Below are 21426 nucleotides of genomic sequence, written 5' to 3'. Positions count from 1 at the left end.
ACCGGCGCCCCGCGGACCAGTCCATCGGTCCGCGGGGCGCGGGACGCCACCGGACGCGGCGGAGCCGGGCTCAGTGCTGAACCGCCCAGTAGCCGCCCATCGAATCGAACCGCAGGGCGTGCAGGCGTTCGGGCGCGAGTGCGACGGGAAAGCCAGTGACCCGTCCTGTCAGCCGCGCGAGCGCGTCACGGAACTCGCCGGGAGGCAGCGGCACGGGCATCGCCGGCCGGTAGTATGCCACGGTGATGTGGGGCGTGAACGGCCCGGAGGGGACGACCTCGTCGAACAAGCCCCGGGCCATCAGCAGCTTGCGGTGCTCCTCCTCGTCCACGGCCCTGACCCCGATGACGGCGCTCGTGTTCATCATGTTGAAGACCGCGGTGGCCACCGTGCGGATGGGGCCGATCCCGCGCGCCCGTGCGACCAGTGCGCTCGCGCGCGCCGAGCTGGCCTCCACCAGGGGCCGGACCTGGTCCCGGTCCGGGGAGGCGTGGAGGTCGTGGAGCGTCACGTGCGCCATTTCCACTGGCAGCGGCTCCGACAGCGACTCGCCGAAACGGGCATGGAGGTCGCTCGCGATCGATCCGACGAGATCCCGGACCCGGTCGTCGAGGAAGTAAGCGACCGTGTCCCCGTGGAAGGGCCGCAGCGAGCCGGAGCGCGGGGCCACCTTCTCCTCCAGTGACGGGGGCAGTGCGAACACCGGCTCGTAGGGGACCGAGTCGGTCTGGAACGATCCGATGCGCTCGTCGAACTCGTGGAGTGTTTCCAATGCGGATCCCTTCTACGGGTGGGGTTGGCGCTCGTGCGCGGGCGGGGTGCCCCGTCGTAGCGATAGGCTCAGTGCTCGCCCTCGTGCTCCTTCAGGCGCTCGTAGGAGCGGCGAATCTCGGCCTCGGCTTCTTCGCGACCCACCCAGTGGGCGCCCTCCACGCTCTTGCCGGGCTCGAGGTCCTTGTAGACCTCGAAGAAGTGCTGGATTTCCAGGCGGTGGAACTCCGACACGTCGTCGATCTCCGTACGCCAGGAGGCGCGCTGATCCGAAGCGGGAACGCACAGGACCTTGTCGTCGCCGCCCTTCTCGTCGCGCATGCGGAACATGCCCAGCGCGCGGCAACGGATCACGCAGCCGGGGAAAGTGGGCTCCTCAAGGAGGACCAGGGCGTCCAGCGGATCGCCGTCCTCGCCCAGGGTGTCGTCGATGAAGCCGTAGTCATCCGGGTAGCGGGTCGACGTGAAGAGCATGCGATCCAGGCGGATGCGTCCCGTCACGTGGTCGATCTCGTACTTGTTTCGGTTCCCTTTGGGGATCTCGATGGTCACGTCAAATTCCATGGCCGCGCCTTCCTGATTAGCCCCGAAACTCGGGGGTCCGGTTGGTTGTGTCGCCGCATGGACGGGTAATGTAGATACCGAAGTGACCACGAAGGGAAGTCCATGCATCGCACGTCTATGGGGGCCATTGTAAGCGCTAGCGCCGCACTCGTGGCGACGGCGGCGCTCATCGGTGCCGGTTGCGCCCCGCAAACGGCCACTCCGGCGGACGCCCCAACGGCCTCGACCCTTGAGGCTGCGACGATTTCTGGCGACGCGAAGGGCGCGGGCAATCCGGTGAATGCCGCCGACGTGGAAGCGCTGTGGGCACCGGTCGCGGCTGCCGCGGCCGAAGGCGGCTACACGGCGTGGGGCACGGTCGTGGATGCCCAGACCGGCGAGGTGCTGCTCGACGCGCAAGCGTCGACGGCGCACACGCCCGCCTCGACGACGAAGACGCTCGCGGCTTTCTCGGCGCTGACGCACCTGGACCCGACGGCGACGCTGACGACGAGCGCGCTCCTGGGAGCCGACAATCAGACTCTCTACCTTGACTCCGAAGGCGATCTGCTCCTGGGCATCGGCACCTCCGACGAGGTTGAGGTTTCCGGGCGCGCGGGACTGCAAACGCTCGCCAACGATGCGGCGGCAGCCCTCACGCAGCGCGGCATCACCGCGGTGACCCTGAATTGGCGCGGCACGCTCTTCGATGGGGCCTCGCACTTGGCGTCGTGGGATGCGCAGGAGGTTGGTTCCTACGAGGGCCACGTCGGGCCGATGGCGATCGACGCGGGGCGCACCTACGAGGGTGCAAACGCTTTCTACTCGGATGCGCCCGGTCGCGTCGCGCAGGTGTTCTCGCAGGCGCTGGGTGCCGCGGGGATCACTGCGGCGCTCGGCGAGGCCGGCGATGCCCCGGCGGGTGCCGGAGCTCTCGCGTCGGTGTCTTCCGCGACGATGGGGGAGCAGCTGCGTTGGATGCTCGCCCACTCCGACAACACGCTCGCGGATCAGTATTGTCGTTTCGCCGCTCGCGCTGCCGGTGCTCCCTCGACGTACGAGGGTGCGACAGATACGGTGCGTAGCGCTCTGATCGCCGCTGGCGTGCCCACGGACGGCCTGAGCCTCGAGGACTGTTCGGGCCTGTCGAGCAACGACAAGATCAGCGCTGACACGCTCGTTGGCGTCCTGAAGGCCTCCTACGCGGGGCAGGGGACGGGCGCAAACACGATGCGCCTGCTGCCGTGGGCGGGCCTCGTGGGTACGCTCTCCCAGCGCATGACCGAGGAACCTGCGGTCGGAAACGTGCAGGCCAAGACGGGTGCCCTCCAAGAGGTCACCTCCCTGTCGGGCTCCGTCCTCACCCAGAGCGGGCGGGTCCTTCTCGTGTCGATCGGGCATGACCGGGTGACCGATGGCGCCTACGCCACGCGCGGCCGCCTGGACGCCTTCGAGGAAAGCCTGGCCGGGCTAAACTAGGGTCATGGATATGCCGTTTGGCCCGCGCGACGTCGCGGGAGTTCTCGCCTCGCTGTCGTATGCGGGACCGTCGGCCTCTCGCGTGGGTGCCTCCGCCGTGGTGGCGCGCCTGCGTCGATCGGTGGAGTGGTCGAACCGCAGGCTCGCCGAGCTCTCCACCTTGCCCGAACCATCGGAGAAGGTCGCTGCCTCCTCGACTCTCGTCGTGGACCGGCGCGCACTGATTCGTTCGGTGGGGTCGCTGCTCGAGCGTTTTGAGGATAAGCGCACGCCCCTCGTGCTGGCCGCCGAGGCCATCATCTTGCGCGCCCTGTCGAAGGACGCGACGGGCATCTGGGACATTAACGCCGGGCGGCGCATCCTCGTGGCCCCCAACGTGCTCGCCGATGCCCAGCGCTACGCCCTGGACCAGACGGACTGGTGCCGCTGGGTGTCCCTGTGCACGGGTCTTCGTGGTGTCCACCTGACGCACGCGCCCCACCTTGTTCCCTACATCGCGGACCTCATTCACGCGCTGCCTGAGCGCAGCGATGAGCTGGTTCGCATTGTCCTGCTCCTCGACGCGCTGCCCACGGCGCAGATGGAGGTCCTCACGCCCCGCGACCTGCCGTCGATCCAGTGGCTGCGCACCCACCGCGCCCACGCCGGAGGGGTGGCCCTGGTGCGCGCGTGCGCGGCGGCGGGTATGCCCCTCGCTGGAGTCGAGGCCATGCAGGCCCAGACCGAGGGTTTCGCGCGCACCGTCGTGCGCGAGGGCGCGATCGCCCGCCTCCTGTCGGGCGTCGAGGCGCTGCCGAGCGCCCGGGAGTACGCGGATCCTTCCGCGTGGCTGGCGCGTGTGCGCTGACGCTTCACGCCTCGTGGGGGCGAATCCGAGCGGCACCCTGCGCGCCTGCTCGCTGGCGGTGCGCGCGCACCTGACCTCCTTCATGGACGAGGCCGGGGCCCCGCCCGCTCTCGTCGTCGGCCTGTCGGGTGGCGCGGATTCGTTGGCGTTGGCGCTGACGACGATAGATGTGGCCGCGCGAGCGGGAATCCCCGTTGTCACGGTGACGGTGGACCACGGCCTGCGCGAGGAGAGTGCGCGAGAGGCTCGCGACGTTGCTGACCTGTCCGAGTCCCTGGGCGCGCGAGCCCTCGTCGAGACCGTGGCTGTCGCGGGCCGGGGAGGCCCGGAGGCCTCGGCCAGGGACGCGCGGCGATCCGCCCTGCGAGCGGTCGCTCTGCGCGAGAGGGCTCCGATCCTCCTCGGACACACGATGGACGACCAGGCTGAGACGGTGCTGCTGCGCCTGGCGCGAGGCTCCGGCCCCTCATCCCTGCGTGCTATCGCCCCGATCTCGCGCGACGCCGATGGTGTCACGTGGCTGCGACCCCTCCTGGGACTGCGGCGAACGGACACGGAGGCGGCGTGCGGGCAGGTGGGCCTGGCACCGGTGGAGGATCCGACGAACGCCGTTGACGGCCCCTGGCGGGCCGCCGATGGGAGCCCGCTGCGCCGCTCGGCTGTGCGTCACCGCGCGATCCCGGCCCTGGCCTCGGCCCTAGGGGTGGATCCCATTCCCGCGTTGGCCCGCACGGCCGCCCTGTGTGCGGCAGACGATGACGCCCTGAACGGGTGGGCTCGGAAGCTCACCGACGCTGCCCGGGTGGCCGTCGAAGGAGGTGGTGCGGGCAACGCCCCCGTGGTCGTGCGGGTGTCGCACCTGCGGGGCGCTCCTCGGGCGGTGCGCACGCGCGCCCTTCTCCGGGCCGCAGGAGCCGCCGGGCTGCGGGCTCTGTCGAGCTCGCACGTCGACGATCTCGACGACCTCGTCGTCGCATGGCGAGGACAGGGGCCGATCCACCTGCCCGGGGGCATCGCCTCACGTGTCGGGCGTGGAGACGACGCTCAGATCGTTGTCTCTGCGTGCCGGGAGGGTGAGAGCGGGAACGAACCGTGACGGATGACGGAGTGCCACTCGCCGGGCCGCGGGGCTCTCAATGCGCCACGAGCGCGCTCACAAGATGTTGCGCTCACAGTGAGAATCTTTGTTTTCCTGGTGCGGTTGCACGGTTATGTGGCACGCTTAGAGTGGAACCGATCGCGTTACAAACCAACGAAATGAGGCCACGGTGGACGCCACCGACATGGGAAATGACCTGAAGGAAATCCTCGTTACCGCAGAGGACATGGATCGTCGGCTCGGTGAAATGGCCGAGCAGATCGACCGCGACTACGCGGGCGAAGAGCTGCTGATCGTCGGCGTCCTGCGCGGAGCCGTCATGGTGATGGCGGATCTGTCGCGCAAGTTGCACATCCCCCTCGAGATGGACTGGATGGCCGTTTCCTCCTACGGGTCGGGCACCAAGACCTCGGGGGTCGTGCGCATCCTGAAGGACCTCGACCAGGATGTGGCCGGACGCCATGTGCTGATCGTCGAGGACATCATCGACTCGGGCCTAACCCTGTCCTGGCTGCAGGCCAACCTGCTCGGGCGCGGTGCCGCCTCCGTGAAGATTGCCACCGCTCTGCGCAAGCCGGAGGCAGCCAAGGTTGACGTGGATGTGACCTACGTGGGCTTCGATATCCCTGACGAATTCGTCGTCGGTTACGGCCTGGATTACGCCGAGAAGTACCGCAACCTGCCCTTCGTTGGAACGCTGCAGCCGCACGTCTACACCAACTGAGAACACCGACCTGTAAGGGACGCACGTGAACGAGAAGATCAAGAATAAACGCCCCAGCTTGGCGTGGGTGCTGGTTCCGCTCAGCATCTTGCTGATGGGCGGCTGGTTCCTGTGGCAGACCACCCAGCCGAGCGCGGTCTCGACCTCGGAGGGCATGGCGCTCATCTCGGGTAACACGGTGGAAAAGGTGGTCCTCAACGAGGGCACCCAGCAGGTGAACCTGACGCTGACGGAAAACTACGTCCACCAGAGCACCGGCGGCGACGACAAGACCGAGGATCTGGGCAAGCACGTGTACTTCACGTACTCCTACGTGCAGACGAAGGACATCCTGGACACGGTGGCCGATAGGGCCCCGGCAAAGGGCTGGAACGCGATCCGTCCCCAGTCCGGTGTCCTGGGCGGGATTTTCCAGCTCCTGGTGCCGCTGCTGATCCTCATGGCTGCCTTCTACTTCGTCATGCGCTCCATGTCGGGCTCGCGCATGATGGGCGGCTTCACTGCCTCGCGTGCGAAGGAGTTCAACCAGGAGCGCCCCGACGTGACCTTCTCGGACGTCGCGGGTGAGGACGAGGCCGTGGAAGAGCTCGAGGAGATCCGCGAGTTCTTGGCCTCCCCGGACAAGTTCCACAAGGTGGGTGCGCGTATTCCTCGTGGCGTCCTCCTCTACGGGCCCCCCGGAACCGGTAAGACACTGCTCGCCAAGGCCGTTGCGGGCGAGGCGAATGCCCCCTTCTTCTCGATTTCTGGCTCGGAGTTCATGGAGCTCTATGTCGGCGTGGGTGCCTCCCGCGTGCGCGAGCTCTTTGAGCGTGCGAAGAAGAACGCTCCGGCCATCATCTTCGTCGACGAGATCGACGCCGTGGGTCGCCACCGCGGCAGCGGCATCGGCGGCGGCAACGACGAGCGCGAGCAGACCCTGAACCAGCTCCTCGTCGAGATGGACGGCTTCGACGAGCGGGCGAACATCATCTTGATCGCGGCGACCAACCGCCCCGACATCCTCGACCCGGCGCTGCTGCGTCCGGGGCGTTTCGACCGCCAGATCGCCGTCGAGGCACCGGACCTGAAGGGCCGCGAGGCGATCCTCAAGGTCCATGCGCAGGGCAAGCCGCTCACCGAGCAGGTCGACCTGCGTCAGATCGCCAAGCGCACGCCCGGCTTCACGGGTGCGGACCTAGCGAATGTCCTCAACGAGGCGGCGCTGCTGACCGCGCGCTCGAACATGCAGTTCATCGACGAGCGCGCCATCGACGAGGCCATCGACCGCGTGATCGCAGGCCCGCAGAAGCGCACCCGCGTCATGAACGACCACGACAAGGCCGTGACCGCCTACCACGAGGCCGGCCACGCCCTGGCCGCCGCCGCTCTGAACTACACCGATCCGGTCACGAAGGTCACGATCCTTCCGCGCGGTCGAGCCCTGGGCTACACGATGGTCATGCCCACCGAGGACCGCTTCAACAAGACGCGCAACCAGCTCCTCGACGATCTCGTCTACGGCATGGGTGGGCGCGTCGCCGAAGAGATCGTCTTCCGCGATCCGTCGACCGGCCCCGCCAACGACATTCAGCAGGCCACGAAGACGGCTCGCGCGATGGTCACCGACTACGGCATGAGCGACCGCATCGGCATGGTTAAGCTCGGCGACGCCGACACCGAGGCATTCGGGCACGGCAGCGGCGAGGGAACGCGCCCCTTCTCCGACGACACCGCAGCGATCATTGACGAGGAGGTGCGGCGCCTTCTCGACAACGCGATGCGTGAGGCGTGGCAGATCCTGACGACCAACCGCGCTGTTTTGGACACGCTGGCCTCGCGCCTGCTCGAGGAGGAGACCCTCGACGAGGCTCAGCTCGCGCAGATCTTCAAGGACGTCGTGAAGGCACCCGAGCGAGAGGTGTGGAACTACCAGTCCGACGCGGCCGTTCCCGGTGCCCTCATGGGCAACCCGGTCGGCGTGGGCTCGGTTGGGGCCTCGGCCGTCCCCGAGGCTTCGGTCGAGGTTTCCCCGATCGACGTGTCCGACGTGATGGGCACCCCTGAGAACGAGGATGAGGAGCAGGCATGACCTACGATCCCGCTGGTGTCGAGAAGGCGTCGCGCGACCTACTCGTCGCTATCGGTGAGGACACCGAGCGCGAGGGTCTGGTCGGTACCCCCGACCGCATGGCGCGCGCCTGGCGTGAGATGTGCAAGGGCCTTTCCGAGGACCCGCGCGAGCACCTGCGCACCCAGTTTCACGCGGGCACTGACGAGCTCGTCCTCGTCCGTGACATCACATTCTTCTCGGTGTGTGAGCACCACCTGCTGCCCTTCTACGGCCGCGCCCACGTGGGCTACATCCCGCGCGGAGGCGTCGTGACGGGCCTGTCGAAGCTGGCCCGGGTGGTCGAGGGTTACGCGCGCCGCCCCCAGGTGCAGGAGCGCCTGACCGCCCAGGTCGCCGACGCGATCGATGAGATCCTCAATCCCCAGGGCGTGATCGTGGTCATCGAGGCGGAGCACATGTGCATGTCGATGCGCGGTATCTCCAAGCCCGGTTCGTCGACCGTGACCAGCGCCCTGCGCGGCATCATGAACGACGGTGCGACACGCGCCGAGATGATGGCCCTCGTCCTATCCGGGAGTCGATGACGTGAGTGCGCTGCCCCTGACCGCCGCCCCGGCCTCGTTCCCGGTCCCGCCTCTGGCGCTGCCGGGGGGTCTGACCCTGCCCACCGGGCGGACGGCGATCATGGGCATCCTGAATGTCACCCCCGATTCCTTCTCGGATGGGGGACGCTACACGGACGTTGCCGCCGCGCTGGGCCACGCGCGTCAGATGGTGGCCGCCGGAGCGGACCTGATCGATGTGGGTGGGGAGTCGACTCGGCCGAACTCGACGCGCATCAGCGCGGACGAGGAATGGGGCCGAATCTGCGTGATCGTCGAGGCCTTGGTCACCGACGGCGTCATCGTGTCCGTGGATACGCTGCACGCGTCCACGGCCCGCGAGGCTGCCCGCGCGGGTGCCGCGATCATCAATGACGTCAGTGGCGGGCGCTGGGATCCCGAGATGAATGCGGCGGTCGCTGAATCGGGCTGCGCGTATGTCGTTCAGCACTACCGGGCGCTGCCGGGCATGCCGGGGGAGCACTTTGATTATGGGGATGACCTCGTGGGCACGCTGATGGAGCGCGTGGGGTCCCAGGTTCAAGACGCTATTGATGCTGGTGTGACACCTGATAAAATTGTGATCGACCCGGGCCTCGGCTTCTCGCTGACGGGCGACCAGTGCTGGCAGATTCTGCGCGAACTTCCGCGCTTTCTTCAGGGCGGATACCCCGTCCTCGTGGGGGCGTCTCGCAAGCGTTTCGTCAAGGCCCTCGAAGGCGACGTTGACGCGAACAGCGCGGACATCGCCGCCTACTGCGCGGCAGCTGGCGCGTGGGCAGTTCGGGTCCATGACGTAGCAGCCACCGCGGCGGCCATCGCCCGAAAGGAGAACGACGTTGACTAACAGACGCGTCATCATCGCCCTGAAAGGACTGGGGGCGCTCGCCAACCACGGCGTCTACGACTTCGAGCGCGATCGCAACCAGCGTTTTAGCGCCGACATCGTCATGTGGGTGGAGACCGCGGGGACTACCGATGACATAGCCGCCACCGTCTCCTACGCGGACATCGCCGACGAGGCCATGGCGGTCCTCACCGGTAGCGCCGTCGACCTCATCGAGACCCTTGCCGAAACGATTGCCGCTCGCGTCATGAGCCACGAGGCCGTCGTCGGCACCGAGGTCACCGTCCACAAGCCCGACGCGCCCATCGATCATCCTTTCGTGGACGTGTCCGTCACCGTGCGGGCTGGCCAGACCGATGCGATTCCCCTGTCGCTGTCCCTCAAGGGTATTTACGAGGCCGAGGACGGCTCCGTCCTCACCGGCGAGATCGAGACCTATGGCCGCGCCCAGGCACCCAGCCCCGCCGAGCAGGAGCAGCGTGAGGCCCTTCCGTCGCGCCGAGCCGTGCACGCCGCCGAGGCCAAGCGTGAGGAGGATGCCTCCAGACCCGCGCACCTGCGCTCGCGCCGCGTCGTCCTGGCCATCGGCGGCAACCTCGGGGATGTTCCCGTTACCCTCATGCATACGGTCGAGGCCCTGTCTTACATGGAGGGCTTCCAGATCGAGGACGTGTCGCCGATCATGCGCACGAAGCCGGTGCTCGCACCCGGCCAGGCACCCCAGCCAGACTACTGGAACGCGGTCGTCGTTGGCTCCGCCATTGCGACCCCCGATGAGCTCTTCGTTCAGACGAGCCGCATCGAGCGTGAGCTCGGACGTGAGCGCCACGAGCGTTGGGGTGCGCGCACCGTCGACATCGACATCATCCAGATCGAGGGCCTGGCCTCCGCCGATCCGGTCCTGACCCTGCCGCACCCGCGTGCCAGGGAGCGCGCCTTCGTGCTGGCACCCTGGCTCCTGTGCGATCCCGACGCGATCCTCGAAGGCGTTGGCCGAGTGTCCGAGCTGCTGGCCGACACTCCCGACCGTGAAGGAATCATCGACGCGGTCGACGACTGGCTCGAAGACCCCGCGGCAGTCATGGCCGACTCCGACGAGCTTCTCGCACAGCGCGCCGAGCAGGCCAGCGCCGACATGCGCGAACTCATTGAGACCCTCACCGGCGAAATCAGCCAGGTCGACAACCTCGTGACCGGCCCGGGCACCCCCGTCCCGGGGGGCGTGGTTCCGGCACCGAACATTGACGCCGCCGAGACGGCTCCCGCCCCCGTCGTCGCGCCCGCCCCCGTCGTCGCGCCCACGCCCGAGGTGGCACCGGCCCCCGAGGTCGTTCCCGCCCCCGAGGTGGCACCGACTCCCGCCGTCATTCCGGCCCCCACGGTCGCGCGTGACGAGGCACCCAAGGTTCGCGGGGCCGCGCCCGCCAAGCAGCCGCAGCCCCCGGCTCAGGTGGACGGAAGACTCCCCGCGTCCCCATCGCAGGCCCCCGTGCCCCTTGCCGACGCGTCGCGCGTGGCTCCCGACGAGGAGGCGGAGCCTGCCGCGCAGCCTCCCGCGCCCGTTCAGGAAGCGCCCGTTCAGGAAGCGTCCGCGTACTCGGTGCCGCCCCAGCGCGAGCGCCGTCACCGCGGAGAGCGGGCCCCGTCTCGCCCCTCCTGGCACCCGGTTTCCTCCGTGCCCGCGGATTCCCCGGCCGGTCGCATGACCCGCAAGATCGGCGCGGCAACCTACAAGCCCAGCGGCAGTGAGAAGCCGCGCTGGGTCCCGGTCTTTGAATCCAAGCGGGAGGAATCTCCTTCCTCGATCGCCCTGCCGGACTGGAACTTCTCCGTCAGCTCCGCGCACGACGTGCGCGTCGTCGACGACCACTCCGGCCTGGTCCACGAGGAGGAACCGCCCGCACCCACCGTTCACGCGGACGGGCGCTCGACGATCCTGGCCCCCGGGCTGCCCGACAGTACCCCCGTCGGCCCCATTCCCGAGGACGAGGCCACCCAGACTGGGATCCTGCGTCGCGTCGTCGTGCGGCCCACGATGACTGGAGCGATCCCTATCGTCAAGAGGCGCTGAATGAAGCCCGTGTCGATCGTATGGGTGCTGGTGGTCGCCCTCGCGGCCGCCGGCCTGAGTTTCCTGGGCTTCTTCGCGCACATGCGTGCGGGTGGCACCCCGATGATAGTCACCCCGGGCCCCGCAGTCGTCTTTGCGATCGCCACGGCGTGCCTCATCTGCTCCGGCCTGGCAGTGCGTCGCCTGCGAGCGGGCAAGGACACGTGGATCGATGCGATCGGCGCGATGCGTGTCGCCGTCTTTGCGCGGGCGAGCGCCCTCGTCGGCTCGGGCCTGACGGGTTTTCTTCTTGGCGTCATGGCCGTGTCTCTCGTGCAGCTGGAGGCACCCGCGATGCTCTCTAACGCGATCGGAGCGGGCCTCAGTGGCCTCGTCGGCGTCGTGTGGTGTGTCATCGCGATCGTCGTCGAACGGTGGTGCGTCATCAACCCCGACGACGAGGGGCAGACATCCTCCACGCCCAGCGCCGCCGCCTGATCGGCGGCCTCGTCGTTGTGCGGGGGCGCTCAGCGTGTGAAAGTTGCCCCCGTCCCGAGCGTTAGCCGCTTCCCGTGCCCCGCGGCCGGTATCGTGGATGCGTGGCTGACCAGCGTAAGAATTCCCCCAGGCGACCCACCTCCAGGCCTAGTGCGTCGGGAGGGGCGAACGGTCGCGCTGGAGATCGTGCGTCGCGTGCCGCCGCCGGCAGCCGCGCCTCATCGGCCCGTCCGGCCTCATCGAGGTCCTCTGCGTCCACGGCACAGCGCGGGGGCGGCGCGAAGAATCCGGCGACAAGGAAGCCGTCGGGCGGCGGCCGTCCGCCGGTCAACCTATGGCCGAGGCGTATCATCACGGGCCTTGGGCTGATCCTCATCCTGGCTCTCATAGTGTGGGGAATCGTCGCCGTGCTCCGAGCGATCGCGGGCGCTTTCACTGCCGATCCCGAGCCGCAGTCGACTTCGCAGCCCGTCCAGTCCGGGGCCGTCGATGCATCCGGTTACACGCTCAAGGGCGGCCAGGAAGCCACGGCTGACGGCCTGCTCACGGACGGCACGACGATCGATGTTCCCGCCTGCCTGGACCGAGACATCGCGGTCGGCGCGAAGGCCTCCACGACCTCGTCAGGGTCGGCGATGCCCGTGACCCTCACGCTGGAAAACCGCGGCAGCGTTGCGTGCTCGACCTCCCTGTCGCGCTTCGCGCTGCAGATTTCGACGGGTGACCTGCAGGTCTACAACTCGGCGAGGTGCGGCGATGATCAGCAGTCTTCGACGCCCCTGCTGCTGCGCCCAGGCACCACATGGGATGGCGCGCTGCGCTGGGACGGATACGTGTACACGGACGGCTGCACGGTACCGGCGGGCGGCGCGACCGCCGCGTCAGCCGGAACCTACAAGGTGTCGGTCACGATGGGTGCCCGCGAGGTTGGCTCGACGATCGTCGACGTGACTCCGGCACCGACGCCCGCCCCGCAGTCGGGTCCGCAGTCCGGCGCGCAGTCGGGCCGTTAGGGTTTACCAGCCGACGAGGCCGGAGCTGACCGCCTGCGCCTGGTGGGCCAGGTTCTCGGTGATGAGCTTGGCGCGATAGGGGCCGATGCCCTCGATGTTCTCCAGGTCCGCGGTGGTGGCGGCGCGCAGCTCGGGCAGTGTCGAGATGTGCGCGGAAACCTCCTTGATGGCACTCCACGACAGGTGGGGCACCAGGGACAGGGCGCGTACCCCGCGCGGCGTGATCTCCCGGTCCAGGTCCGCAACCTCGTACACGTCCAGCCCCAGGATGTTAGCGATCGCGGTGAGATCCACGATGCGCTCCGACCCGAGGGAAGACAGCTCGGCCTCGACGCGGGCGACCTCGTTGGGGTTGTGGATGTAGTCGCGCATGACGAGGGCGCGCTCGGACGCCGAGCCGCGCACGAGGTCCTCGACCTGCAGGGCGAGCAGGCGGCCCTCGGAGCCGAGTTCCTCAAGGTACTCGGTGATTTCCGAGGTGATGCGGCGGATCATCTCCATGCGCTGCATGACGGTGGCGACGTCGCGCACGGTCGCGCTGTCGCGCATCTCCAGGATGGTGAGGGTTTGCAGGACCTCGTCGAGTCGCTGACTGTAGCGGTCGAGCGTGTCCACGGCCAGGTTGGCGCGTGAGAGGAGGGCCTCGGGTTCTTCAACGAGGCGGTGCTCGGTGCCCACGTAGATGGAGATCATGCGCATCGACGCGGACAGGGAGAGGACGGGCAGGTGCGTCTGTCGGGCGGTGCGCTGGGCGGTGCGGTGGCGCATGCCGGACTCGTCGGTGGGAATCGTGGGGTCCGGAAAGAGCTGCACGTTCGCCTTGCGGATGCGCCACAGGTCGGGGTCGATGATGACCGCACCGTCCATCTTGCACAGCTCGCGCAGGCGCGCGGCCGTGAAGGCGATGTCGAGGTCGAAGCCGCCCGAGCAGATCGCCTGCACGTCGGGGGTGTATCCCAGGACGATGAGGGCACCGGTGTGGGAGCGCTGGATTCGTTCCAGGCCTTCACGTAGTGGCGTGCCCGGCGCGACTGCGCGCAGTGCCTCACGAAGGATCGCTGCATCGGACGTCAATGTGATTCCCTCCCAGGACAGTAGGTTCGATTCCTATTATTGCGAGTCGGCCGGGAAAGCGACACGAATAGCCGTCGCCAGATCCGACACAGTGAAGACGGTGATGCCGTCGACGCCAGCGAGGTCCTCGCTACCCTGGGAGGGCACGATGGCCTCGGAGAAGCCGAGACGGGCGGCCTCGGCGAGGCGGCGTTGGGTGCCCGTGCAGGCCCGGACTTCGCCCGTCAGCGAGATCTCTCCGACCGCTACGAGGTCGGTGCGAGGGGGAACGCCCTTGAGCGAGGACACGATCGAGATCGCCATCGCCAGGTCAATCGCGGGCTCGACCGTGCGTGCCCCGCCAACCGTGGAGACGTAGACATCCGCACCCGAAGTATCCGCGCCGATGCGGGCCTGCAGGACAGCGAGGATCATCGCCACGCGCGCGTGGTCCACGCCCGACGTGGTGCGCCTCGGCGACCCGCCCGCGGAGGGGGCGACAAGCGACTGGATCTCCGTGGGTAGCGGGCGACGCCCCTCGAGTGAGACGGCCGCGCACGTGCCGGGCACACCGCGCGTCGTGCGCGACAGGAACAGGCCGGACGGATCGGCGAGGCCGTAGATCCCCGAGTCCGTCAGCTCAAAGCAGCCGACCTCGTCGGTGGGGCCGTAACGATTCTTCACCGCGCGCAGTAGGCGCAGGCGCGAATGGCGATCGCCCTCGAACTGACAGACGACGTCCACGAGATGTTCGAGGACGCGTGGACCCGCGATGCCGCCGTCCTTCGTCACGTGACCGACGAGGAGGGTGGGCAGGTCGGATTCCTTTGCAACTCGGATGAGGGAGGCGGCGACCGCGCGCACCTGTGCGACGCCGCCCGCGCCGCCCTCGACCTGGGCAGAGGAGATGGTCTGCACGGAGTCCACGATGAGGAGAGAGGGGGATGCCTCTTGTACGTGTCCGAGGACGACCCCGAGTTCCGTCTCGTCGGCGATGAGCAGGTTCGGCTCGAGGGCACCGATGCGCTCGGCGCGCCCGCGCACCTGCGCGGCCGACTCCTCGCCTGTGATGTACAGGACGGGACCGCGCCCGCCCGCGGCCGCCGTGCGCGCGGCCTTCGCGGCCACGTCCAGCAGTAGCGTCGACTTGCCGACGCCGGGCTCGCCCGCCAGCAGAATCACCGCACCGGGGACGATGCCGCCGCCGAGGACGCGGTCGAGCTCTCCCACGCCCGTCGAGCGCGACGAGGCGCGCTCCCCGTCGACCTCTCCGATGGGCACGGCGGGGCGCCTCGGGGCAGTGGCGCCCGTGCGCGCTCCTCCCGTCACCTCGCCCGCCTGGTCGACCGTTCCCCACGCCCCGCACTCGCGGCACTGACCCACCCACTTGGGCGATGTCCAGCCGCAGTCGGAGCAGCGGTACGTGATCTTTTCTTTCGCCATGCACCCACCGTAACCCCGCCCTGCCTCATCTGTGGTTCGCGCGCGCGACGAGTGACTCAGGTTCGCGTGCAGGGGCTTCGCAACGCCCGCCGAGCGAGGTGGATCTGTGCAGTGTCGGCCCGGGCCTCATTCAGTGACGGCGAACATCCAAATGCGTCACTGTGGTCAGGTTCTCGTGTGCCCGGCATGCGCGAGATCGCGGCGAGAATAGCCCGCAGAGGGAATGTGCTTGTCCGGTACCTGTTGTTGTCTCGGCCGGTTATCCATAGGGTTGGTCGATGTGTATCCTTGTAATGGTTCATCATGCCAACCGCGGATACAGATACCCCCCACAACAGTGCGCACATCAAGACTGAGGAAGCCACATGAACAAGGCGCGTCAATCGCGAAACACCTGGTCGAAGCGGATGCCCGCGATCGCCGTCCTCGTAGTGTCCGCAATGCTGTGCGTCCTCGCGGTGGTCTACCGCGGCGTCGAGGTAACCCAGGTCAGCGTCGATGATGGCGGAATTTGGGTGACGAACCAGGACCGTAAGCTCCTTGGCCACCTCAACTATGACTCGCTCATGCTCGACGGCACCGTGTCCGTCAAGTCTGCGTCCTTCGACATTGGTCAGGCCGGCGGCGACGTGACGCTGGGGGAAACGGTGACGCGAACCGTGTCACCCGTCAAGCCCACATCCTTCTCGATCGGCCAGGCCGTGACCCTGCCCGAGGGGGCCACCCAGGTGCAGGGCGGTTCCGTGCTTGCGGTTCTCGACCCGGCTGCCGGCCTCCTGTGGGTTGGTAACGCGGGCGAACCCGCCTCCATTTCTTTCGCTGCCGAGGACGCGGTCGCCAAGGATCTGAGCGACGGCGTCGTCACGGTGTCGCGTTCGGGCACGGTGTTCGCCTACTCGGCCGGTTCCTCGTCCCTGGTCACCATCGTCAAGGAGGGCCAGACGTGGCGTGCGAAGACGAGCACGATCAAGGATTTCCAGCCCTCCGGCCCGTTGTCGATCACGGCGGTCGGCGACAAGCCCGTCATCTACGATCAGCCCGGCAACACCCTCGTTCTGCCCGGCGGTAAGGTCCGCGACCTCGCTGAGGAACACGTGACCGGCGCGGTCCTGCAGGATCCGGGCGACGAGTCCTCATCCGTGCTGCTCGCGACCGATTCGGAGCTTGTGGCGGTCTCCCTGAACGGCAAGTCGGTCGAACGTCAGCCTGCCTCGGACGCGGGCGCAAAGGGAAACCCGGCTCCCCCCGTCTTCCACAACGGCTGCTCCTACGCCGCGTGGGCTGGCTCGGGCGCATTCGTGCGCACCTGCACGGACAAGTCGCGCAACCAGGCGCAGACGGTTCCGACGCTCGCCGAGGCCTCGGCCGCTCTCTTCCGCACGAACCGTACGCGCATCGTCCTTAACGATGTGTCGACGGGAACGCTGTGGCTGCCGGACAAGAACATGGTCCTCGTGAACAACTGGGATCAGATTCCCACCGAGGAAGAGGAAGAAGAGGACACTCCGACCCCGGACCAGCGCGAGCAGGTCTCGGAGCCGGAGCACGACGACAAGAACACTCCCCCCGAGGCCGTGGACGATGACTTCGGTATCCGCCCGGGGCGTTCGACGCTCCTGCCGGTCCTCGATAACGACTCGGATGACGATGGCGACGTGCTGACGGCGCGGGCCGTGACCAACCCGGAGTTCGGGACGGTTGTGCGCACGAGGGGCGGGCGCGCCCTGCAGATCACGGAGGTTCCGGAGAACCTGACGAGCGGGTCGACGTCCTTTATATACGAGGCGTCGGACGGTATGGCGGGTGCCACCGCGACCGTGCGTGTGACGATTCACCCATGGACGCAGAACGAGGGGCCTCGACAGATCAAGCGCCCGGTCATCAAGGTCGGTGCGATGGCGCAGGTGGAATACAACCTGCTGTCGGACTGGATTGACCCGGATGGCGACCAGTTCTTCCTCAAGTCCGTGGACGCTCCGGAGGGTATCGCCGTGCAGTTCAAGGAGGACGGGACGGTGCAGGTCCGCGACCTCGGTTCTGGTGCGGGCGTGAAAACGCTGAACGTCACCCTGTCGGACGGCCACGCGGAGACGACGGGCGAGCTGCAGGTGAGCGTCCAGGAGGCGGGCAACGTCGCGCCGGTGGCGCGTGCTGACTTCTACGTGGCCCGCGTGGGCGAGGCCCTGGCGATCGACCCGATCGCGAACGACACGGATCCGAACGGCGACGCGATCTCGCTCGTCGCGGCGAGCGCGGCACCGGCGGGCACGTCCGTTTCTGCAGACCTGTCCCGAGGAATCCTGACGTTCACGGGGTCGGTACCGGGTTCCTTCCAGTTCACGTACACGGTCTCGGATGGTCCGTCGACGACGGCGGGCGTCATCCGCGTTGACGTGGTCGCTGACGACACGAACGCCCTACCGATCGCCGAGGACGACTTGGCGGTGCTGCCCAGCGGCGGTGCCTCGCTGATCGCCCCGCTGGCCAACGACACGGACCCCTCGGGCGGCGTGCTGGTCGTCCAGTCGATCGACGTGCCCGCGAGTTCGGGCCTCGAGGTGACCATCATCGAGCGTCACCTGCTGCGCATTACCTCCCCCGGCGGGATCAGCGATGTGACGACCTTTACGTACACGGTGTCCAACGGCGCGGGTTCTGCGACCGCGCAGGTGAGCGTTATCCCCACGGATGCGCAGAGCGAGGAGACTCCGCCCGAGGCCACGCCGGACACCGCGAAGGTGCGCGCCGACGACATCGGTTCGGTGAGCGTCCTGACGAACGATCGCTCGCCGATCGGCCTGTCCCTGAGCCTGGATCCCGACGTCACGGTCCTGTCCGGCTCGGAGCTGGGCACGGTGTTCGTCACCGGTAACCAGGTTCGTCTGGTCGCCGGTTCCGAGGCCGGGGTCGTCCGCGTCGCGTACACGGTCGTGGATTCGGTGGGTAACCGCGCGACGTCGACCGTGACCTTCGAGGTTGTGGCGGCCTCGGCGGCGAACAGCGCGCCCGTTGCCAAGGCGCTGAGCGCGTGGGCAGTGCAGGGCCAGATGACGCGAATCCCGGTGCCGCTGACGGGCATCGACCCGGATGGCGACTCGGTGGCCCTCGTCGGCATCGATCAGCCGCCCGCGAAGGGCAGCGTCGTGCTGGGTACGGAGTGGCTGGAGTACACGCCCTCCGACGACGCGACGGGAACGGATACCTTCTCCTACATCGTCGAGGACCGCCTCGGCGTGCAGGGGCGTGCTCGCGTGCGCGTCGGCATCGCGCCGCCTGGATCGCAGAACCACAACCCAACCGCCGTTCCGGACTCGCTGACGGTGCGACCGGGCAGGGAGGTGAGCATTAACGTCCTGAGCAATGACCTGGACGCGGACGGCGATGCCCTGTCCGTCGATACGGATCCGGCGACCGTTGCGGTGTCGGATGAATCCGTGACCGTGACGGTGGCCGAGGATACTGTGACGGTCAAGGCCCCCGCCTCCAATGGCGTGTTCGTGGTCGCCTACCAGATTCAGGACGGCCGAGGAGGTCGCGCCCAGGGGCAGCTGACCGTGACGGTGGACGCTGAGGCGCCGCTGCGCGCGCCGATCGCCCGAGATGACGTCGTGTCGGTCGCTGACCTTCCCTCGGATTCGAAGCCCGTGAGTGTTCCCGTCCTGGTCAACGACGAGGACCCGGACGGCACGACTGGTGCTCTGGCTGTTTCGTCGGACGGCTCCGGCGTGAGCGTGTCCGGCCAGAACCTGTCGATCAGCCCGGACGCGCGCCGTCGCCTCGTCGTCTACACGGTGACGGACCCCGATGGGCTCACGGCGAGCGCCGTCGTGACGGTTCCGGGCACTGACCTGCTGGCCCCACGCCTCGATATGACGCGCATCCCGGTGGCGATGCGCGCGGGGTCCGCGCTCACCCTCGACATCAACGACTACGTGCTCGTGCGCGACAACTCGCGTTCTCCGGTCGTCACAGACGCCGCGACGGTTAAGGCCAGCGGCGGCATCGACTCGGCGACGCTGCAGGACTCCTCGCACATCGTGCTGACGGCGCCGGACACGGCCTCGGGCCGCGCCTCGGTGTCCTTTACGGTGCGTGACGGCGGCGCGGACGATGCCTCGGCCCTGTCCTCGACGCTGACGATCCCGATTACGATTCAACCCGCGAGAAACCTGCCTCCGCGACTGACCCCGACCCCGATCCTCGTGGGCCAGGGTGAGAACGTGAAGGTTGATCTCACCCAGATGGTGGACGACCCGGACGACCAGGCGAAGAGTTCCTTCGACTATCGCCTGGCGAAGGTCCCCGGCGGCATCGACGTGTCCCTGGACGGCTACACGCTGACCGTGGCGGGCAAGAAGGACCAGCCCAAGGGGCCGGTCGGCGCGATCACGGTGAGCGTGGACGACGGCTCGGGCGCCGTCACCGCGGACATACCTGTGACGATCGTGAAGTCTTCGAAGCCCCTCGTGACGACGACGGACGCACGCATCAAGGTCAACGCCGGCCAGACGGCGACCGTGAACCTCTCGGAGTACACGACGAACCCGTTCCCGGATCCGCTCGTCGTCCTGGACGCGTCCGTACACGTGGGTCAGGGTACCGCGGCGGGCGACGGCAACGTGCTGACCGTGAGCCCCAAGGCGGGCTTCCACGGCGAGATGATCGTCGTGTACCGCGTCATGGACGCGACGAACGACCCGGATCGCGTCGTGCAGGGCCGTGTCATCGTCAAGGTCCTGGACCGACCCGACCCGCCGCAGAAGGTGACCGCGACCGCGACCGGCCCGGGCAGTGCTTTCGTGAACTTCCAGGCAGCCGCTCCGAACGGCGGAACCATTTCGGGCTACACGATCATCGACTCGGTGAGCGGAAAGCCCGAACGCACGACCAACCCGGGCATGGAAGTGACGGGCCTGCAAAACGGCGTCGACCACACCTTCACGGTCATCGCCCACAACGAGGCCGGGGATTCGGACCCGTCGGCGCCCTCCGCGCCTGAGCGCATTGACGTTGCCCCCGATCAAATGGCCGCGCCCACGGTCCAGGGCACGGATGGTGGCCTGATCGTCTCGTGGACGGAAGCGACCTCCAGGGGATCGGCGGTCAAAACCTACACGGTCTTCGTCGCGTCGCAGGGGGGCGGCCAGCCGACCGCGCACTCCGTGTCCGGTACGAAGAACACCACGACCATTTACGGCCTGGAGAACGGCGCCAGCTACTTGGTGTCCATCCAGGCGCAGAACGATGCGAAGACACCCTCGCTCGTGTCTAATTCGACGCAGGGTAGCCCGCATGGACGGCCGTCCATTCCGGGCAACGTCTCCGCCCAAACGTCGGCTATGGTGCCCGACGCGTCGACTGCGACGGTGCGAGTGTCTTGGACGCACGGTGAGTCGAATGGAAGCGGCTGGGGCCCGGCGGAGGTCACGGTGAATGGCGTGCCAGCTAGTGCCAACGCGACTGATCCGTACGTTGACGTTCCCGGCGTGCCGGCGGGCACCGACTGGCCCGTGACGGTGGTGCTGTACAACGCCGACGGCGACAAGTCGGAGACCGCGACGACGACGGTCAACGTCGCCACGGTCCCCGTTGAGATCGCGGCCCCGACCCTGTCTGCTATCGGAGAAGAAGGCAAGGTGCGCGTGGACGGTCTGGTGCGCGTTCCGGGCCGAGGCTTCGACGCGTCGCACCTGACGCTGCGTTACGCCAGTTCGCGGGAAGCGTGTGCCACTGGGACGCAGGTCGAGAACGGTCACACTCTGACGGTTAACAGTTGGGAGCCGCAGACGTTCTACTTCTGCCAGACGGGCGTCGGCGCGAGTAGCCCGAACGCGGCCTCCCCGGCGGTGCCGGCGGTCGGCCAGGCGACGGGTGTGCCGTCGGATGTGGGTGTGCAGATCACAGGCGTCAACTCGACGAGCGTGACGGTGCAGTGGGATCCGGTGGGTGCAAACCCGATGGTGGACGAGATCCGTGTGTCGCTGGGCGGCGAAACAAAGACTGTGCGTCCTGGCACGACCTCGGTGACGTTCTCGGATCTGGCGCAGGGAACGCGCTACCAGGCGACGGTCACCGCTGTGAACTCGCAGGGGCACAGAACGATGACTAAGCAACCCGAGACCTTCACGAAGCTTGACGTGAGCGCCCAGTGGGTGGGCGCCTGCAGCGGCGAGGAGCAAGGATTCTCTCCGGCCTCTTGCCACACGTTCACGCTGAGCGCTCCGGGATGGTCGGGCTCGTCGAGAAATCACGTGTGCACGGTCCGTAACGAAAAGACGGGCGGTACGCAGACGGTGCGCATCAATGGTGCGGGCCCGTTCCAGACGGGTGCGATCACCCTCGCAGGCAGTGAGGATGAATTCAGGCAACGCGGCCCGTACCTGCTCGAATGCCGTCCGGAGTAG

The 21426-nt window shown here is 67.9% G+C and carries 15 protein-coding genes; 11 read left to right on the top strand and 4 right to left on the bottom strand.

Annotated features, from left to right (window positions below):
- Positions 1-70: 70 nt before the first annotated feature.
- On the bottom strand, positions 71-772 hold the full coding sequence (locus tag RDV55_RS03445; protein ID WP_048727639.1) for a 2'-5' RNA ligase family protein: 702 nt from the start codon (positions 770-772) through the stop codon (positions 71-73).
- 68 nt (positions 773-840) lie between these two features.
- Positions 841-1335, bottom strand: a complete 495-nt coding sequence (locus tag RDV55_RS03440; protein ID WP_003792014.1) for an inorganic diphosphatase — start codon at positions 1333-1335, stop codon at positions 841-843.
- Positions 1336-1437: 102 nt separating this feature from the next.
- Between RDV55_RS03440 and dacB the strand changes: the two genes are divergently transcribed.
- From dacB to RDV55_RS03390, 10 genes are all read left to right on the top strand, one after another.
- Entirely contained in the window at positions 1438-2793 is a 1356-nt protein-coding gene (gene dacB, locus RDV55_RS03435; RefSeq protein ID WP_245907736.1) for a D-alanyl-D-alanine carboxypeptidase/D-alanyl-D-alanine endopeptidase, read from the top strand.
- A gap of 4 nt (positions 2794-2797) precedes the next feature.
- Complete coding sequence (locus tag RDV55_RS03430; protein WP_111824042.1) at positions 2798-3640, top strand: zinc-dependent metalloprotease; 843 nt, start codon at positions 2798-2800, stop codon at positions 3638-3640.
- Positions 3630-4736 (top strand): tRNA lysidine(34) synthetase TilS, encoded by a 1107-nt coding sequence (gene tilS / locus RDV55_RS03425; protein WP_111824041.1) that lies wholly within the window; start codon positions 3630-3632, stop codon positions 4734-4736. Before RDV55_RS03430 ends, tilS begins: the two co-directional genes overlap by 11 nt.
- 172 nt (positions 4737-4908) lie before the next feature.
- Positions 4909-5463, top strand: coding sequence for a hypoxanthine phosphoribosyltransferase (gene hpt / locus RDV55_RS03420; RefSeq protein ID WP_111824040.1), 555 nt, complete (start codon positions 4909-4911; stop codon positions 5461-5463).
- 25 nt (positions 5464-5488) lie between these two features.
- Entirely contained in the window at positions 5489-7534 is a 2046-nt protein-coding gene (gene ftsH, locus RDV55_RS03415) for an ATP-dependent zinc metalloprotease FtsH (RefSeq protein ID WP_111824039.1), read from the top strand.
- The gene (gene folE / locus RDV55_RS03410; protein WP_111824038.1) at positions 7531-8100 is read left to right on the top strand and encodes a GTP cyclohydrolase I FolE; all 570 of its coding nucleotides are present in this window, start codon (positions 7531-7533) and stop codon (positions 8098-8100) included. Before ftsH ends, folE begins: the two co-directional genes overlap by 4 nt.
- Position 8101: 1 nt before the next feature.
- The gene (gene folP / locus RDV55_RS03405; RefSeq protein ID WP_111824037.1) at positions 8102-8965 is read left to right on the top strand and encodes a dihydropteroate synthase; all 864 of its coding nucleotides are present in this window, start codon (positions 8102-8104) and stop codon (positions 8963-8965) included.
- Positions 8958-11036 (top strand): 2-amino-4-hydroxy-6-hydroxymethyldihydropteridine diphosphokinase, encoded by a 2079-nt coding sequence (gene folK / locus RDV55_RS03400; protein WP_111824036.1) that lies wholly within the window; start codon positions 8958-8960, stop codon positions 11034-11036. Before folP ends, folK begins: the two co-directional genes overlap by 8 nt.
- On the top strand, positions 11037-11513 hold the full coding sequence (locus RDV55_RS03395; protein WP_111824035.1) for a DUF3180 domain-containing protein: 477 nt from the start codon (positions 11037-11039) through the stop codon (positions 11511-11513).
- A gap of 101 nt (positions 11514-11614) precedes the next feature.
- Complete coding sequence (locus RDV55_RS03390; protein ID WP_309187990.1) at positions 11615-12526, top strand: hypothetical protein; 912 nt, start codon at positions 11615-11617, stop codon at positions 12524-12526.
- Positions 12527-12529: 3 nt separating this feature from the next.
- On the opposite strand, the gene disA is transcribed toward RDV55_RS03390, so the two are convergent.
- Both disA and radA read right to left on the bottom strand, forming a co-directional pair.
- Positions 12530-13600, bottom strand: a complete 1071-nt coding sequence (disA, locus tag RDV55_RS03385) for a DNA integrity scanning diadenylate cyclase DisA (protein ID WP_111824315.1) — start codon at positions 13598-13600, stop codon at positions 12530-12532.
- Between the two features lie 36 nt (positions 13601-13636).
- Entirely contained in the window at positions 13637-15022 is a 1386-nt protein-coding gene (gene radA, locus RDV55_RS03380; RefSeq protein WP_111824316.1) for a DNA repair protein RadA, read from the bottom strand.
- A gap of 365 nt (positions 15023-15387) precedes the next feature.
- On the opposite strand from radA, the gene RDV55_RS03375 reads away from it, so the two are divergent.
- Positions 15388-21426, top strand: a complete 6039-nt coding sequence (locus tag RDV55_RS03375) for an Ig-like domain-containing protein (protein ID WP_111824317.1) — start codon at positions 15388-15390, stop codon at positions 21424-21426.

This window comes from Schaalia odontolytica, assembly GCF_031191545.1.
Lineage (GTDB): Bacteria > Actinomycetota > Actinomycetes > Actinomycetales > Actinomycetaceae > Pauljensenia > Pauljensenia odontolytica.
The sequence above is the reverse complement of the archived record's forward strand: the minus strand, read 5'-3'. Positions and strand labels throughout refer to the sequence as shown.